Raw genomic sequence first — 15,788 nt, forward strand, 5'->3', positions numbered from 1 at the left:
TGACCCTCGGCCGTTGGCCGGTGATCGCCCGTACCTGTCCGACAGTAACGGGCAAACCCCCGATCCGCCGGCCGAAGTGCCGTAGGTCTTTGCGCGAAGTCGGGTGAACTCTGCGCGGCGGCACGTGAAACACGCCCCGCCGACCCTCCGCTGGGGCATGCTTGCGCCGATGAAGGGTGCCACAGCCGCCGCGCTGTCCGTGCTGGAGCGCGAGATCGACGCTCCCGGCACCGGCCTGGACCGGCTCCGGCTCGTGCCCACCCCCTTCGTCCCGGAGGTACGACTGCACCTCGCCGAGGACGCGATCGTCTGGTGGGCCCGGATGGAGGCGGCTGCCGGGCACGCCCTCCCGCCGCCCTACTGGGCCTCCGTCTGGGCCGGTGGTCAGGCCCTGGCCCGCCACCTGCTGGACCACCCCGAACTCGTCGCCGGCCGGCGGGTGCTCGACCTCGCCGCCGGATCGGGCCTGGTGGCCATCGCCGCCGCGGTGTCCGGCGCCGCGCGGGTGGTCGCCAACGACATCGACCCGTACGCCGTGGCCGCCGTCACCATCAACGCGCGGGTCAACCAGGTCGACGTCGACACCACAGGGGACGACCTGCTCGACCAGGCCGGCGCGGAGGCGGACCTGGTGGTCGCCGGAGACGTCTTCTACAGCCGCGCCCTGGCCGAGCGGGTGCTGCCGTTCCTGCAACGGGCCGCCGCCGGCGGTGCCGAGGTCCTGGTCGGCGACCCCGACCGGGGGCACCTGCCCGAGGACCGCTTGACGGTGCTGGCCGACTACCCGGTGCCCACCACCGAACCGTCGGTCGACTCGTCACTACGCCAGGTGCTGGTGCTGCGACCGGTCTGACGCCGAGGCCGCCTCAGGGGCGACCCCGAGGCCGATACCAGGGGACGCTGGGGGACGCGACCGGATGTCAACGGTGGCGGGTCGGCCATAGCGTACGGGACATGACGCAATGGCTTGCCCAGGTCGGAGAGCTGCCCATCCTGCTGCTGATGGGGGCGCTCGGGGTCGTCATGCTCTTCGACGCCGTACCTCTGCTCGGCGTCCTCATCCCCGGCGACGTGGCGATCCTCGCCGCGGTCGGGGTGGGCCGCCCCACCACCGGGCTCGCCACCTTCGCCGCGGTGCTCGCCGGGTGTCTCGCCGGCTGGTCGTTGAGTTTCCTCGTCGGCCGCCGGTACGCCGAACGGCTGCGTCACAGCCGGGTCGGCGACTGGATCGGCGAGGCCCGCTGGAGCGCGGCGGAGGGGATCCTGCGTCGCGGCGGTGGCCGGATGATTGTCGTCGCGCCGTTCCTGCCGGTGTTCAACGCGCTGCTGCCGCTGGCCGCCGGTGGACTGCGCATGTCGTACCGCAGGTTCCTCGGCTGCGCGACCGTCGGCGCTGCCGCCTGGGCCGGTCTCTACCTCGCGCTGGGCACCGCGTCGCGGTCCCTGGCCGGCCTGCTCCCCGGCGAGCCGAGCCCCCTGCTGGTCACGATGGGGGTGGGTCTGGTGCTGGCCTCGGTCGTGCTGCTGGGTGCGCGGCGTCGGTTGTTCGCTGTCGCTGAGCCGTCGGTTGCGGTGGGGGGCGGGGGCCTGCCGTGCGCGGCTCCAGGCGGTCAGGCTTGATCCCTGCGCCAGGCACGGCAGGCCCCCGCCCCGTCGTGGTGGCGGCTCGTCCGGTGGTTCCGCGCCCTACCGACCGGGTTGTCGACCTTGTAAAGCCGTTACCAGCCTCGGGCTCGCCACTGGGGGAGGGCCGGGCGTTCGGCTCCCAGGGTGCTGTCCTTGCCGTGGCCGGGGTAGAACCAGGTGTCGTCCGGAAGCTTGTCGAACACCTTGTGCTCGACGTCGTCGATCAGGGCGGCGAAGCGCTCCGGGTCCTTGTCGGTGTTGCCGACACCACCGGGAAAGAGGCTGTCACCGGTGAAGAGGTGCGGGGTGCCGGTCGGATCGCGGTAGAGCAGCGCGATCGAGCCCGGGGTGTGCCCCTTGATGTGGATGACCTCCAACGCGCAGTCGCCGACCGGCACGGTGTCGCCGTCGGCGAGCCGCTCCGCCTCGATCGGCAGCCCCGCCGCGTCGTCGGCGTGCACCAGCGCCCGCGCGCCGGTCTTCGCCACCACCTCCTCCAGCGCCACCCAGTGGTCCATGTGCTGGTGGGTGGTCACCACGGCGGTCAGCCCACCGTCACCGATCAGCTCCAGCAGCCGGGGTGCCTCGTTGGCGGCGTCGATCAGCACCTGGTCGCCGGTGCCCGTGCAGCGCAGCAGGTAGGCGTTGTTGTCCATCGGACCCACCGACAGCTTGCTGATGGTGAGCCCGTCCAGCTCTCGTACCGCCGGTGCGCCACCCTGGGTGACATCTCCGCTGTAGGTCATGAGGTTTCTATATCCATTCCGGTGGAGTAGGCAGGGGACCGTCGGGGGTGACGGAGAGCGTGTCGCCGCCGCCGCGGCCGATCAACCAGGCGGCGAGGTCGGGGGCGGGACCGGAGACGACCGGGGCGTCGGCCCGGTCGCCCATGACCACCTCGTGCCGGCTCCCGTCGACGCGGAGCACCAGCGACTGCGGTGTCGCCCCCGTCGCGTGATGGCTGGCAGCCTCCCGCAGCAGTCGGTGGGTGAACGTCTCCGACCAGTCGGCGGGGCCGTAACCGGCGGCCAGATCGAGATGGTGCACCTCGATCTCCCGCAGACGGCCCCAGACGAGCAGCGCGGCCGGCCACGGGCCCCGTCGCGCCTGCACCGTCGCCGCCCACGCCTCGACCGGCATCGCCGCGACCGACTCGGCGAACAGGTCCGCGGTCCGCCGGAGGTCGTCCAGGTGCTCGGCGGGTGGCCGGCCCGAGCCGGTCTCGATATCCGTCGTACGGGCCGCCAGGGAGGCGTACATCGGCACCGACTCGCCGGTGCGGGCCGAGGTGAGCAGGTTGACGAAGCCGTCGGCGTTGCGCGCCAGGTGGGCCAGCACGTGCCCGCGCGTCCAGCCCGGCAGCAGCGAGGCGCCCGCCAGGTCGGCGGCGTCGAAGGAGGCCGCGGTGCGCAGCAACCGATCGGTGGCGGCGTCCACCTCACCCATCAGCAGCAGCGGATCCGTGGTCACCCGTAGACCCTAACGGTGAACCGGTCACACCGTCGTCGGGGAAATCGCTTTCGGCGCGTCGGCGCGCGACCTACCGTCAGCGGCAGATGCGGCACCGGGACGTCGGACGGAGGTGGTGATCATGCCGGACGTGGCACGCGTGTACCGCCATCACCAGCTTCGACACCGATGAGGATGCCATGACGATCGATCTGACCGCCCTCGGCTGGGACGCCGAGCGCGCGGCGTACGCCGCTTCCCGGGCTGAGTGCCGACCGGGCCGGGTGGCCCGGGCGGACCGGGGAGTCTGCACGGTGCTCAGCGCGTCCGGCCCAGTCCGGGCCAGCCTGGGCGGGACGGTGCTGGCCGCCGCCGCCCGGGACCCCTCCGCGCTGCCCTGTGCGGGCGACTGGGTGCTGCTCGGGCACTGGCCCGACGGCCGGGTCACCGTGGAGGCGGTGCTGCCGCGACGGACCGCGCTGATCCGCCGTACCGCCGGCAAGGACGCCAGCGGCCAGGTGCTCGCCACCAACCTCGACACGGCCGCCGTCGTCGAGCCGGTGCACCCGGAGCCGGACGTCGGCCGGATCGAGCGACTGCTCTCCCTGGTGTACGGGTCCGGGGCGCGGCCGCTGGTCGTGCTGACCAAGGCCGACCTCGCGGCCGACCCGGCCGCGCTGGCCCGGCAGCTCGCCGCGGTCGCCCCCGGGGTGCCGGTGTTGCCGGTCAGCGCCGAGCGCGGCGCCGGGCTCGACCGGCTGCGCGGGGAGGTGGCGCCGGGCCGCACCCTCGGTCTGCTCGGGCCGTCCGGCGCCGGCAAGTCGAGCCTGGTCAACGCACTCGCCGGCGCGGTGATGATGCCGACGCAGGCGATCCGGCGGGTGGACGGCAAGGGGCGGCACACCACCACCTGGCGGGCACTCGTACCGATCCCCGGCGGCGGGGCGGTGATCGACACGCCCGGCGTGCGGGCGGTCGGCCTGCTCGACGGCGTGGCCGGGCTCGACCGGGCGTTCGCCGACATCGCCGGGTTGGCCGAGGGCTGCCGGTACGCCGACTGCGGGCACGACGGCGAGCCGGCGTGCGCCGTCCGGGATGCGCTGCGCAGCGGTGAGCTCTCCACCCGCCGGTGGGAGAGCTGGCGGCGGCTGCAGGGTGAGGTGGCCCACGAGAGTCGACGCCGGGAGGCGCGGCTGGCCGCCGAGCGGCGTGGCGGATGGCGTTCGGCCCGACGGCGGGCGGCCCGTCCACCGGCGCCCGGCGGCTACTGACCCGGCGGCGTGGCGAGGGCTCGCGGGGCGCGGCCGACCGGGCTGAGCTGGGGAATGTGCGGGCGGGGGAAACTGTCGTACCTCGGGGCTAGAGTTGCCGAGGCGCGTTTTCCGCGCCCGCACGACCGCTCAGAATCACTCCAGAGCGGGACAGATCCTCCGCTTCGTCTTCTCCCGGGAGTACACGCACCGTGGCCGACCGACTGATCATCCGTGGCGCGCGCGAGCACAACCTGCGTGACGTCAGTCTCGACCTGCCCCGGGACGCGCTCATCGTGTTCACCGGGCTGTCCGGGTCGGGCAAGTCGAGCCTGGCCTTCGACACGATCTTCGCCGAGGGGCAGCGCCGCTACGTCGAGTCGCTCTCGTCGTACGCCCGGCAGTTCCTCGGTCAGATGGACAAGCCCGACGTCGACTTCATCGAGGGGCTGAGCCCGGCCGTCTCGATCGACCAGAAGTCCACCTCGCGCAACCCGCGTTCGACAGTGGGCACCATCACCGAGGTCTACGACTACCTGCGCCTGCTGTACGCCCGCATCGGCGAGCCGCACTGCCCGGTCTGCGGTGAGCGGATCTCCCGGCAGAGCCCGCAGCAGATCGTCGACCGGGTCCTCGCGATGGCCGAGGGCACCAAGTTCATGGTGCTCGCCCCGGTCATCCGCGGTCGCAAGGGCGAGTACGTCGACCTCTTCGCCGAGTTGCAGGCCAAGGGCTACGCCCGCGCCCGCGTGGACGGTGTGGTGCACCCGCTGACCGAGCCGCCGAAGCTCAAGAAGCAGGAGAAGCACACCATCGAGGTGGTGATCGACCGGCTCACCGTGAAGCCGAGCGCCAAGCAGCGGCTGACCGACTCGGTCGAGGCCGCGCTGGGCCTGTCCAGCGGCCTGGTGCTGCTCGACTTCGTCGACCTCCCGGAGGACGACCCGGACCGCGAGCGCCGCTACTCCGAGCACCTGGCCTGCCCCAACGACCACCCGCTCGCCATCGAGGATCTCGAGCCCCGGGTCTTCTCCTTCAACGCGCCGTACGGCGCCTGCCCGGAGTGCACCGGCCTGGGCACCAAGAAGGAGGTCGACCCGGAGCTGCTGGTCCCCGACCCGGAGCGATCCCTGCGCGAGGGCGCCATCCAGCCCTGGTCCACCGGGCACAACCTCGAATACTTCCTGCGCCTGCTGGAGGCGCTCGGCGAGGCGCAGCACTTCGACGTCGACACCCCGTGGCGGGCGCTGCCGGCGCGGGCGCAGAAGACGATCCTGCACGGCTCCGACGACCAGGTGCACGTGCGCTACCGCAACAAGTACGGCCGCGAGCGCTCCTACTACACCGGCTTCGAGGGTGTGGTGCAGTGGATCGAGCGCCGGCACTCCGACACCGAGTCCGAGTGGTCCCGCGACAAGTACGAGGGCTACATGCGCGACGTGCCGTGCGCGGCCTGCGGCGGCGCCCGGCTCAAGCCCGAGGTGCTCGCCGTCACGCTGGCCGGCAAGAGCATCGCCGAGGTCTGCAACCTGTCCGTGGGGGAGTGCGCCGACCTGCTCGCCGGCATCGAGCTGACCGACCGGCAGAAGATGATCGCCGAGCGGGTCCTCAAGGAGATCAACGCCCGGCTGCGGTTCCTGCTCGACGTCGGCCTCGACTACCTGTCCCTGGACCGGCCGGCCGGCACCCTGTCCGGCGGCGAGGCGCAGCGCATCCGGCTGGCCACCCAGATCGGCTCCGGCCTGGTGGGCGTGCTCTACGTGCTCGACGAGCCGTCGATCGGCCTGCACCAGCGCGACAACCATCGGCTCATCGAGACCCTGATCCGGCTGCGCGGGCTCGGCAACACGCTGATCGTGGTCGAGCACGACGAGGACACCATCCGTACCGCCGACTGGATCGTCGACATCGGGCCCGGCGCGGGTGAGCACGGCGGCAAGATCGTGCACAGCGGCTCGGTGCCGGCGCTGTTGAAGAACAAGGAGTCGATCACCGGGGCGTACCTGTCGGGTCGCCGGTCGATCCCGACGCCGACCGGCCGCCGTCCGCAGGATCCGGCCCGGGAGTTGGTGGTGCACGGCGCGCGGGAGCACAACCTGCGCAACCTGACCGTCTCGTTCCCGCTGGGCCAGCTGATCGCCGTCACCGGGGTCAGCGGCTCGGGCAAGTCGACGCTTGTCAACGACATCCTCTACGCCGTCCTGGCCAACCAGATCAACGGCGCCCGGCTGGTGCCGGGCCGGCACACCCGGGTCTCCGGCCTGGAGCACGTGGACAAGGTCGTCGGGGTGGACCAGTCGCCGATCGGTCGGACGCCGCGCTCCAACCCGGCCACCTACACCGGTGTCTGGGACCACGTCCGCAAGCTCTTCGCCGAGACCACCGAGGCCAAGGTCCGGGGGTACGGGCCGGGCCGGTTCTCGTTCAACGTCAAGGGCGGTCGCTGCGAGGCGTGCTCCGGCGACGGCACCATCAAGATCGAGATGAACTTCCTGCCCGACGTGTACGTCCCCTGCGAGGTCTGCAAGGGCGCCCGGTACAACCGGGAGACCCTTGAGGTGCACTACAAGGGCAAGACCGTCTCGGACGTGCTGGAGATGCCGATCGAGGAGGCCGCCGAGTTCTTCTCCGCCATCCCGGCCATCCACCGGCACCTCAAGACCCTGGTCGACGTCGGCCTGGGCTACGTACGCCTCGGCCAGCCCGCGCCGACGCTCTCGGGCGGCGAGGCGCAGCGGGTCAAGCTCGCGTCCGAGCTGCAGAAGCGCTCCACCGGGCGGACGGTCTACGTGCTCGACGAGCCGACCACCGGCCTGCACTTCGAGGACATCCGCAAGCTGTTGATGGTGCTGGAGGGGCTGGTCGACAAGGGCAACACGGTGATCACCATCGAGCACAACCTCGACGTGATCAAGACCGCGGACTGGCTGATCGACATGGGTCCCGAGGGCGGCCACCGGGGCGGCACCGTGCTCGCCACCGGCACCCCCGAGGAGGTCGCCGAGGTGGCCGAGAGCCACACCGGCGAGTTCCTGCGCCAGGTGCTCAAGCTCGACGGCGAGGCCAAGGGCGCGGCTGCCGCCACCACCCGGGCCGCCAAGGCCAACGGTGTGACGAAGGCACGGGCCAGCCGCAAGGTGCCGGCCGCCGCGCGCTGACCCCGGCCGGGCTTGGTCGGTTTTGTCCGGGGCGGGTCCGGTCGGGCCCGCCCCGTCCGCATTTCCCGGGTCGGGCAGGCGGCGGCGTGAACCATCCGGCACAGTTGCCCGTGTCAAGAAGTGCGGCCGGCTTTCGACCCGGCGCTGTGGGCAAGAGAGAGGCGAGGCATGAGTGACGATCAGGCGCTGACCGGTCCGGGTACGCAGACCCGTCGAGCCCTGCTCACCGGCGTCGGGGCGGTCGGCGCGGCCGTCGTCCTGGCCGGCTGCGGCAGCGACGCCGGTGGCGAGGGCGCTGCCCCGACCAGCGGCGGCCCGGCGGTGCCCAGCACCGGCGACGCCGGCGGCGGCGATCGGCAGAATGCCCAGTCGCTGGCCACCACCGCCGACATCCCGGTCGGAGGCGGCAAGGTCCTCGCCACCGAAGGTGTGGTCATCACCCAGCCCACGGCGGGCCAGTTCAAGGGCTTCAGCCCGATCTGTACGCACCAGAACTGCCCGGTGACGAACGTCGACGGCGGCACCATCAACTGCACCTGCCACAACAGCAAGTTCTCGATCGAGGACGGCTCGGTGAAGGCCGGCCCGGCCACCAAGCCGCTGCCGCCCAGGGACATCAAGGTCACCGGCGACCAGATCTCCCTCGCCTGACCGGCCGCGCCCCCGGCAGGACGCCGCCGCTTGATCGACCCGCCCTCCGGGAACCCGAGTCGATCAAGCGGTTGCGGTGGCCTGTCGGGGGCGCGGACTAGGCTTGTCGGTGTGGCTGACCCCTCGACCTACCGCCCCGCACCCGGCACCATCCCGGAGCTACCGGGGGTCTACCGCTTTCGTGACGGCACCGGCCGGGTGATCTACGTCGGTAAGGCGCGAAACCTGCGCAGCCGGCTCAACTCCTACTTCGGCGACGTGTGGAACCTGCACGAGCGCACCCGGCAGATGGTCACCACCGCCGAGTCGGTGGACTGGATCACCGTCGGCACCGAGGTCGAGGCGCTCCAGCAGGAGTTCACCTGGATCAAGCAGTACGACCCCCGGTTCAACGTCCGCTACCGCGACGACAAGTCGTACCCGTACCTGGCCGTCACCCTCGACGAGAAGTACCCCCGGCTACAGGTGATGCGCGGCGCCAAGCGCAAGGGGGTGCGCTACTTCGGTCCGTACTCGCATGCCTGGGCCATCCGGGAGACCCTCGACCTGCTGCTGCGGGTGTTCCCCGCCCGGACCTGCTCCGCCGGGGTGTTCAAGCGGGCCGGCCAGGTCGGCCGTCCCTGCCTGCTCGGCTACATCGGCAAATGCTCCGCGCCGTGCGTCGGCACCGTCTCCGCCGACGAACACCGCGCCATCGTGGACGGCTTCTGCGACTTCATGGCCGGACGCACCGACACCATGGTCCGCAAGCTCGAACGCGAGATGACCGAGGCGAGCGAGCAACTGGAGTTCGAGCGGGCCGCCCGACTACGCGACGACGTGGCCGCGCTGCGCCGGGCCATGGAGAAGCAGACAGTGGTGCTGGGCGACGGCACCGACGCCGACGTGGTCGCGTTCGCCGACGACCCCCTCGAGGCGGCCGTGCAGGTCTTCCACGTCCGCGACGGCCGGGTCCGCGGCCAGCGCGGCTGGGTGGTCGAGAAGACCGAGGACCTGACCACCGGAGACCTCGTCCACCACTTCTGCACCCAGGTGTACGGCGGCGAACACGGCGAGGGCGACGTGCCCCGCGAGCTGCTGGTGCCCGAGCTGCCCGCCGACGCCGACGCCCTCGCGGAATGGCTCAGCACCCACCGGGGCAGCCGGGTGTCGCTGCGGGTGCCGCAGCGCGGCGACAAGCGCTCACTCATGGAGACGGTCGAGCGCAACGCCAAGGACGCGCTGGCCCGGCACAAACTCAAGCGGTCCGGTGACCTGACCACCCGGGGCAAGGCCCTGGACGAGATCAGCGAGGCGCTGGGCATGCGCACCTCGCCGCTGCGCATCGAGTGCTTCGACATCTCCCAGATCCAGGGCACCGACGTCGTGGCCAGCATGGTGGTCTTCGAGGACGGGCTGCCCCGCAAGAGTGAGTACCGGCGGTTCATCGTCCGAGGCGCCACCGACGACCTCTCCGCGATGTCCGAGGTGCTGCGCCGCCGCTTCGCCCGCTACCTGGACTCGCGGGCCGAGACGGGCGAGGTGGGGGTGGAGTCGGCCGACGACCCGGCCGCCCCGGGAGGCGCCGTCGATCCGCAGGTGGGCATCCTCATCGACCCGACCACCGGGCGGCCGCGCAAATTCGCGTACCCCCCGCAGTTGGTGGTCGTCGACGGCGGCGCACCGCAGGTCGCGGCCGCCGCCCAGGCCCTCGCCGACCTGGGCATCGACGACGTGGCGCTGTGCGGACTGGCCAAGCGGCTGGAGGAGGTGTGGCTCCCCGACGACGAGTTCCCGGTCATCCTGCCCCGCACCTCCGAAGGGCTCTACCTGCTGCAACGGGTCCGCGATGAGGCGCACCGCTTCGCCATCACCTTCCACCGGCAACGCCGCTCCAAGCGGATGACCGAATCGGCACTGGACCACGTACCCGGCCTGGGCGAGGTGCGGCGCAAGGCGCTGCTGCGGCACTTCGGGTCGCTCAAGCGGCTGTCCGCCGCCACCGTGGACGAGATCACCGAGGTGCCCGGCCTGGGCCGTCGCACCGCCGAGGCGATCCTGGCCGCCCTCGACAAGGGCGATCGCGCCGACGAAGGCGCGGGGGCCACCCCCGGCACGTAAACGCCGCCCTCTCCTGCTCGACCCTTGTCGTGGTGGCCTCGTGATCGGCCTGTTTCCGGGTTTCAGCGTGATCTGGCGCGTGCAGCGGCGGAGCCGCCGTGGACGCGCTTCGTGGTCGCGCGAGGTGGCGCATGGTCTCGCATGATCGTGCTTGTATGTCGCATTCGGCCCTGGGCCGCTCTCGAGCCACCCGCTACTGCCGTCTGCTCCGGCCCCGCCATCCCCGCCCGGGTGGGCGCAGCTTCAGGGAAGTTGCTGCCTCAGGCGGCAGCAAGGCAGCAGTTTCCCCGACGCTGTGTGGATCTTGGAGGTCGTGTCGTGTGGTGGGGTCCGGGCGGAGATGTCCGGATCCGTCCGAGGCCGAGGGGGGGACGTGTCGCATCGAGCTGAGACCGGGTGGGACGTGTTCGGATCGGGCCGGGTTCGAATGGGCGCCGTGTCGGATTCGGGCTGCGTCTGGCTGTGGGTGTGTCCGGCGGTGTGCGGTTTGTGCCGTGGGCGGGGCCACTCCGGTGGCGGAATCGGGGGCCGGGCGGGGTCGTTATACCTGGCACGCGGCTTGAACCGAGTCGGTGGAATGCGCCGCCGGCCGGGTTGGTTACATCCCCCGCACGGCCGAGCCCCACGAGGCTGACAGCGCGGTGGAATGATCCGCCGCCGCCGGCCGTTGCACAGTCTCCCGATGCCGGCCCCCTCGCAGGGGCTGCCGGGTGCAGAACTTTTCCCCCGAACATCCGCGCCGCCGCCGTGATCCCCCCTTTTGCGGTGGTGCGGTATCCCCCGATATGCAGAGGAGCACGCCATCATGCGTACCGATCTGATGCGTAAGACCGCTCTGACCGCTGCTGGGCTCGCGTTCGCCGGTGGTGCCATCGCCGGTCCGGTGACCGCCGCGTACGCGATGTCGGACGCCAAGCCGGCTTCGCAGACGCAGGCTGACCGTCAGAGCGGTGAGCGGGAGTTGGGTGTGCGTTACGAGGCGCAGCCGAACTTCTACTACTGCGGCCCGGCCGCGACCCGTAACGCCCTGAGTGTGCAGGGTAAGAACATCAACGTTGATGACATGGCCAAGGAGATGGGCACCACCGAGGCCGGCACCAACTCGATCAACGACATCACCCCGGTGCTGAACAAGGAGACCGGTAAGAGCGACGCCTACCACTCCGTGGAGATCTCCACCCCCACCGCGGACGGTAAGCAGACCGACAAGCTGCGCGCCGACATCGTCAAGACCGTCGACGACGGTCGGGCCGTGGTCGCGAACATCGCCGGCACCAGCACCGACGTCGACGGCAACGTCCACTCCTTCGAGGGCGGGCACTACATCAGCGTCGTCGGGTACCGCGACAACGGCCAGACGGTGAAGATCGCCGACTCGGCCAACCCCGACACCGCCTCCTACTGGATCAGCGTCGAGCACCTCGCGGACTGGATCGCCACCCGCGGCTACTCCACCAGCTGACCCACACCACCGAACACTGAAGGGCCGGACCCCACCACAGGGGTCCGGCCCTTCAACACATCCAGGTCATTCGCCGGCGAGGACGGCCAGGATCTGCTCGCCGTACTTGGCGAGTTTGTTCTCGCCGACACCACTGACCCGGGACAGCTCGGCGAGGGTGCCCGGCGCGTCGCTGGCGATCTGCCGGAGCGTGGCGTCGTGGAAGATCACGTACGCGGGGACGCCCTGTTCCTTGGCGGTGGTCGCCCGCCAGGCGCGCAGACGCTCGAAGACCGGTACGGCGGCCGGGGCCAGTTCGGCGACGACGGTGGCCGAGCCGCGGGGTTTCGACGAGCGGCTCGATGCCGGCCTCTCCGGTTCGCGGCGCATGGTGACGGTACGGCGGCGGCCCAGCACGTCGGCGCTCGCCTCGGTCAGGGCGAGGGTGCCGTAGTCGCCCTCCACGGCGAGCAGTCCTTCGGCGAGCAGTTGCCGGACCACGCCCCGCCATTCGGCCTCGCTCAACTCGGCGCCGATGCCGAAGACGGTAAGCGCGTCGTGACCGTACTGGCGGATCTTGTCGGTCTGTCTGCCGAGCAGGATGTCGATGCAGTGCCCGGCGCCGAACCGCTGGTTGCGTTCGCGGTCGAGGCGGAAGACTGTGGAGAGCAGCTTCTGGGCGGCGACAGTGCCGTCCCAGGACTCCGGTGGGGTGAGGCAGGTGTCGCAGTTGCCGCAGGCGGGCGTCGTCGTCTCGCCGAAGTATTCGAGCAGTTGGACGCGGCGACAGCGCACCGTCTCGCAGAGGGCGAGCATCGCGTCCAGGTGCGCGGCGAGGTTGCGGCGGTGCGCGACGTCACCGTCGGACGTCTCGATCATCTTGCGTTGCTGGACGACGTCCTGGAGCCCGTACGCCAGCCAGGCCGTGGACGGCAGCCCGTCGCGGCCGGCGCGGCCGGTCTCCTGGTAGTAGCCCTCCACCGACTTGGGCAGGTCGAGGTGGGCGACGAAGCGGACGTCGGGCTTGTCGATGCCCATGCCGAAGGCGATGGTGGCCACCATGACCAGGCCGTCCTCGCGCAGGAAGCGTTGCTGGTTGGCGGCGCGGGTGGCCGCGTCCAGGCCGGCGTGGTACGGCAGGGCGGCGATGCCGTTGGCGACGAGGAACTCGGCGGTCTTGTCCACCGAGGCGCGGGACAGGCAGTAGACGATGCCGGCGTCGCCGGGGTGCTCGTCGCGGAGCAGGGCCAGCAGTTGCTTGCGGGGCTCCCGCTTGGGCACGATCCGGTACTGGATGTTGGGCCGGTCGAAGCTGGCCACGAAGTGCCGTGCGTCGTCGAGCTTGAGGCGGGTGGCGATCTCGGTGCGGGTGGCGCTCGTCGCGGTAGCGGTCAGGGCGATCCGGGGGACCTGCGGCCAGCGCTCGTGCAGCATCGACAGCGCTAGGTAGTCGGGGCGGAAGTCGTGCCCCCACTGGGACACGCAGTGCGCCTCGTCGATCGCGAACAGGGAGATGCGACCCCGGTCCAGCAGGGCGAGGGTGGAGCGGACGCCGAGGGCCTCCGGGGCCAGGTAGAGCAGGTCCAGTTCGCCGGCGACGAACGCGGCCTCGACCCGGCGTCGGGCGTCGAGGGTCTGGGTCGAGTTGAGGAACCCGGCGCGGACGCCGACCGCGGTGAGCGCGTCGACCTGGTCCTGCATGAGCGCGATCAGCGGGGACACCACGACCGCGACGCCGTCGCGGACGAGGGCCGGGATCTGGTAGCACAGCGACTTGCCGCCACCGGTGGGCATCAGCACCAGTGCGTCCCCACCGCCGACCACATGGTCGATCACCTCCTGCTGGAAGCCGCGGAAGGCGTCGTACCCGAACACCCGGCGCAGCACCGGCAGCGCGTCCTCGGTCCGCAGATCGGTGGGGGAAGCCATCCGCGGAGTCTACGAGCCCACCCCGACACCGCACGCCCGGCGCACCCGAGCCGCGGGCGCGCCGCGTGACCCGTGCCGGGTGCCCGGCTCCCCGCCGCGCGGCGGGATAGAGTCGCTGATTGACCAATCGCGGCCGATGGCGGCCGCGGCGCCACGGGCTTGGGGGGACGTACGGGTGAGCGAGGCGCGCACAGCCGCAGACCGGGTCGACGCCCCGACGGGCGCCGACGGGCAGGCGACGGCCGAGTCGGAGACCACGCTGGTGGTGGTCACGGGGCTCTCCGGTGGCGGCCGCAGCACCGTGGCCCGCGCGTTGGAGAACGTCGGCTACTACGTGGTGGACAACCTGCCGCAGGCGTTGATGCTGGACATGGCCGAGTTGGCGTTCAAGGCCGGGGGAGCTGCCCGGCGTACGGCCATGGTGCTGGACGTGCGGTCGCGGGCCTTCTCCACGGACCTGGCCGGGGCGATCCGCGAGCTCAAGGAGCGCGGCTTCTCGCCCCGGGTGGTCTTCGTCGACGCCGACGACGAGGTGCTGATCCGGCGGTTCGAGAGTGTGCGCCGGTCGCACCCGTTGCAGGGCGAGGGGCGGCTGGCCGACGGCATCGCCGTGGAACGCGGGCTGCTGGAGGAGGCCCGCGACCAGGCCGACGTGATCATCGACACCAGTCACCTGAACGTCAACCAGCTCCGGCGGCGCATCGAGGAGCTGTTCGGCGGCGAGGACGCCCGCCGGCTGCGGGTGACCGTGCTGTCGTTCGGGTTCAAGTACGGCCTGCCGCCGGACGCCGACTTCGTGCTGGACGCCCGGTTCCTGCCCAATCCGTACTGGGTGCCGGAGCTGCGGGAGCACACCGGGCGGGAGGAGGCGGTCAGCGCGTACGTGCTGGGTCAGGAGGGCGCGGACGCCTTCGTCGCCTCGTACGCCGACCTGGTCAACGCGACCACCACGGGCTTCGAGCGGGAGGGCAAGCGGTACCTGACGGTCGCCGTGGGCTGCACCGGCGGCAAGCACCGAAGCGTGGCCATCGCCGAGGAGCTGGCCGGGCGGCTGCGCCAGTCCGGGTTGGCGGCCAACGCGCAGCACCGTGACCTGGGGCGGGAATGACGGCGCGTCGGGTGGTGGCGTTCGGTGGCGGGCACGGGCTGTCCGCGTCGCTGCGGGCGCTTCGCCACTGCGCTCCCGAACTCGACCTGGACATCACCGCGGTGGTGACGGTCGGCGACGACGGTGGGTCCAGTGGTCGGCTGCGCGCCGAGCGGGGTGGTCTGCCCCCGGGCGACCTGCGGCAGGCCCTGGTCGCGCTGGCCGGTGACCACCCGGCGACCCGGCGCAGCGCCGGGCTGTTCCAGCACCGCTTCGCCGCCGTTCCCGCGAACGACGCACCCGCGAACGACGTACCCCCACTCGGGGAGACCGACGCGGACCCGGCGGCGGCCCGCGCGGACGGGCTGGCCGGGCACGCGGTGGGCAACCTGGTGCTCTGCGGCCTCATGGAGCTGCTCGGCGACCCGGTGGCGGCGCTGGAACACGCCGGGGCGATGCTCGGCGCGGTCGGCCGGGTGCTGCCGATGTCCCGCCAGCCGGTGGGCATCGAGGCCCGGGTGCGCGGGGCGGACCCGGCCGCCCCCGACGAGGTGCGCACCGTACGCGGCCAGCACCAGGTGGCGGTCACCACCGGGCGGGTCGAGTCGCTGCGGCTCACCCCGGCCGCGCCGGCGGCCTGCGCGGAGGCCCTCGCGGCGATCGGCGCGGCGGACTGGTTGATCTTCGGACCGGGCAGTTGGTACACGAGCGTGCTTCCGCACCTGCTGGTGCCGCAGCTCGCCGACGCGATCGTGTCCAGCCCGGCCCGGCGGCTGGTCACCCTGAACCTCGCCGCCGAGAAGGAGACGCTCGGACTCTCCGTCGCCGATCATCTCGCGGCGCTGCGCTGGTACCTTCCCGAGCTCAAGGTGGATCTTGTGCTGGCCGACGCCAAGGCGGTGGGTGACCCCGAACCGGTCGAACGTGCGGCAGAATCGCTGGGTGCCCGCCTGGTCCTCGCCCCCGTCGCCGTCACCGACGGCACTCCCCGCCATGATCCGGCTGCCCTGGGCGCCGCGCTGGTGCCTGTCCTGGGTGCCGATCGTTAGACACGTACGTAATCTCCGGCGACACGCCGGAACAGGTCCGTGAGGGGA

Annotated in this window: 12 protein-coding genes; 9 read left to right on the forward strand and 3 right to left on the reverse strand. The window is 71.8% G+C overall.

What is annotated here, in order from left to right:
- Window positions 1-169: 169 nt before the first annotated feature.
- Both FHG89_RS12840 and FHG89_RS12845 read left to right on the forward strand, forming a co-directional pair.
- Window positions 170-853 (forward strand): class I SAM-dependent methyltransferase, encoded by a 684-nt coding sequence (locus tag FHG89_RS12840; RefSeq protein WP_341874256.1) that lies wholly within the window; start codon window positions 170-172, stop codon window positions 851-853.
- Window positions 854-954: 101 nt separating this feature from the next.
- Complete coding sequence (locus tag FHG89_RS12845; RefSeq protein ID WP_139584620.1) at window positions 955-1,620, forward strand: DedA family protein; 666 nt, start codon at window positions 955-957, stop codon at window positions 1,618-1,620.
- Window positions 1,621-1,718: 98 nt separating this feature from the next.
- Here the strand turns inward: FHG89_RS12845 and FHG89_RS12850 are convergent, their stop codons facing one another.
- Together FHG89_RS12850 and FHG89_RS12855 are read right to left on the reverse strand one after the other, a co-directional pair.
- Complete coding sequence (locus tag FHG89_RS12850) at window positions 1,719-2,372, reverse strand: MBL fold metallo-hydrolase (RefSeq protein WP_139584621.1); 654 nt, start codon at window positions 2,370-2,372, stop codon at window positions 1,719-1,721.
- Between the two features lie 7 nt (window positions 2,373-2,379).
- Complete coding sequence (locus FHG89_RS12855; protein ID WP_139584622.1) at window positions 2,380-3,096, reverse strand: maleylpyruvate isomerase family mycothiol-dependent enzyme; 717 nt, start codon at window positions 3,094-3,096, stop codon at window positions 2,380-2,382.
- A gap of 179 nt (window positions 3,097-3,275) precedes the next feature.
- Between FHG89_RS12855 and rsgA the strand changes: the two genes are divergently transcribed.
- The 5 genes from rsgA to FHG89_RS12880 all read left to right on the forward strand — a co-directional run bounded on the left by rsgA (window position 3,276) and on the right by FHG89_RS12880 (window position 11,696).
- Window positions 3,276-4,346, forward strand: a complete 1,071-nt coding sequence (gene rsgA, locus FHG89_RS12860; protein WP_139584623.1) for a ribosome small subunit-dependent GTPase A — start codon at window positions 3,276-3,278, stop codon at window positions 4,344-4,346.
- A 191-nt stretch (window positions 4,347-4,537) separates the two neighbouring features.
- Complete coding sequence (uvrA, locus tag FHG89_RS12865) at window positions 4,538-7,483, forward strand: excinuclease ABC subunit UvrA (protein ID WP_139584624.1); 2,946 nt, start codon at window positions 4,538-4,540, stop codon at window positions 7,481-7,483.
- Window positions 7,484-7,651: 168 nt separating this feature from the next.
- The gene (locus tag FHG89_RS12870; RefSeq protein WP_139584625.1) at window positions 7,652-8,134 is read left to right on the forward strand and encodes a Rieske (2Fe-2S) protein; all 483 of its coding nucleotides are present in this window, start codon (window positions 7,652-7,654) and stop codon (window positions 8,132-8,134) included.
- A gap of 111 nt (window positions 8,135-8,245) precedes the next feature.
- Entirely contained in the window at window positions 8,246-10,234 is a 1,989-nt protein-coding gene (uvrC, locus tag FHG89_RS12875) for an excinuclease ABC subunit UvrC (RefSeq protein ID WP_139584626.1), read from the forward strand.
- Between the two features lie 805 nt (window positions 10,235-11,039).
- Complete coding sequence (locus FHG89_RS12880; RefSeq protein ID WP_139584627.1) at window positions 11,040-11,696, forward strand: C39 family peptidase; 657 nt, start codon at window positions 11,040-11,042, stop codon at window positions 11,694-11,696.
- Window positions 11,697-11,762: 66 nt separating this feature from the next.
- On the opposite strand, the gene recQ is transcribed toward FHG89_RS12880, so the two are convergent.
- A complete protein-coding gene (gene recQ, locus FHG89_RS12885; RefSeq protein ID WP_139584628.1) occupies window positions 11,763-13,604 on the reverse strand; it encodes a DNA helicase RecQ in 1,842 nt (613 codons plus the stop codon).
- Window positions 13,605-13,779: 175 nt separating this feature from the next.
- Between recQ and rapZ the strand changes: the two genes are divergently transcribed.
- Together rapZ and FHG89_RS12895 are read left to right on the forward strand one after the other, a co-directional pair.
- Entirely contained in the window at window positions 13,780-14,712 is a 933-nt protein-coding gene (gene rapZ / locus FHG89_RS12890) for an RNase adapter RapZ (protein WP_244295403.1), read from the forward strand.
- A complete protein-coding gene (locus FHG89_RS12895; RefSeq protein WP_139584629.1) occupies window positions 14,709-15,740 on the forward strand; it encodes a gluconeogenesis factor YvcK family protein in 1,032 nt (343 codons plus the stop codon). The genes rapZ and FHG89_RS12895 overlap by 4 nt, the downstream gene beginning before the upstream one ends.
- Window positions 15,741-15,788: the final 48 nt, after the last annotated feature.

Source organism: Micromonospora orduensis (assembly GCF_006228125.1).
In the GTDB taxonomy this organism is placed as follows: Bacteria; Actinomycetota; Actinomycetes; order Mycobacteriales; family Micromonosporaceae; genus Micromonospora; species Micromonospora orduensis.

Excerpts from the sequence above, each read along its gene's own strand:
- FHG89_RS12845 (WP_139584620.1), top strand. The coding sequence starts at position 955 with ATGACGCAATGGCTTGCCCAGGTCGGAGAGCTGCCCATCCTGCTGCTG.
- rsgA (WP_139584623.1), top strand. The coding sequence starts at position 3,276 with ATGACGATCGATCTGACCGCCCTCGGCTGGGACGCCGAGCGCGCGGCG.
- FHG89_RS12895 (WP_139584629.1), top strand. The coding sequence starts at position 14,709 with ATGACGGCGCGTCGGGTGGTGGCGTTCGGTGGCGGGCACGGGCTGTCC.
- FHG89_RS12870 (WP_139584625.1), top strand. The coding sequence starts at position 7,652 with ATGAGTGACGATCAGGCGCTGACCGGTCCGGGTACGCAGACCCGTCGA.
- FHG89_RS12850 (WP_139584621.1), bottom strand. The coding sequence starts at position 2,372 with ATGACCTACAGCGGAGATGTCACCCAGGGTGGCGCACCGGCGGTACGA.
- FHG89_RS12880 (WP_139584627.1), top strand. The coding sequence starts at position 11,040 with ATGCGTACCGATCTGATGCGTAAGACCGCTCTGACCGCTGCTGGGCTC.
- recQ (WP_139584628.1), bottom strand. The coding sequence starts at position 13,604 with ATGGCTTCCCCCACCGATCTGCGGACCGAGGACGCGCTGCCGGTGCTG.
- FHG89_RS12840 (WP_341874256.1), top strand. The coding sequence starts at position 170 with ATGAAGGGTGCCACAGCCGCCGCGCTGTCCGTGCTGGAGCGCGAGATC.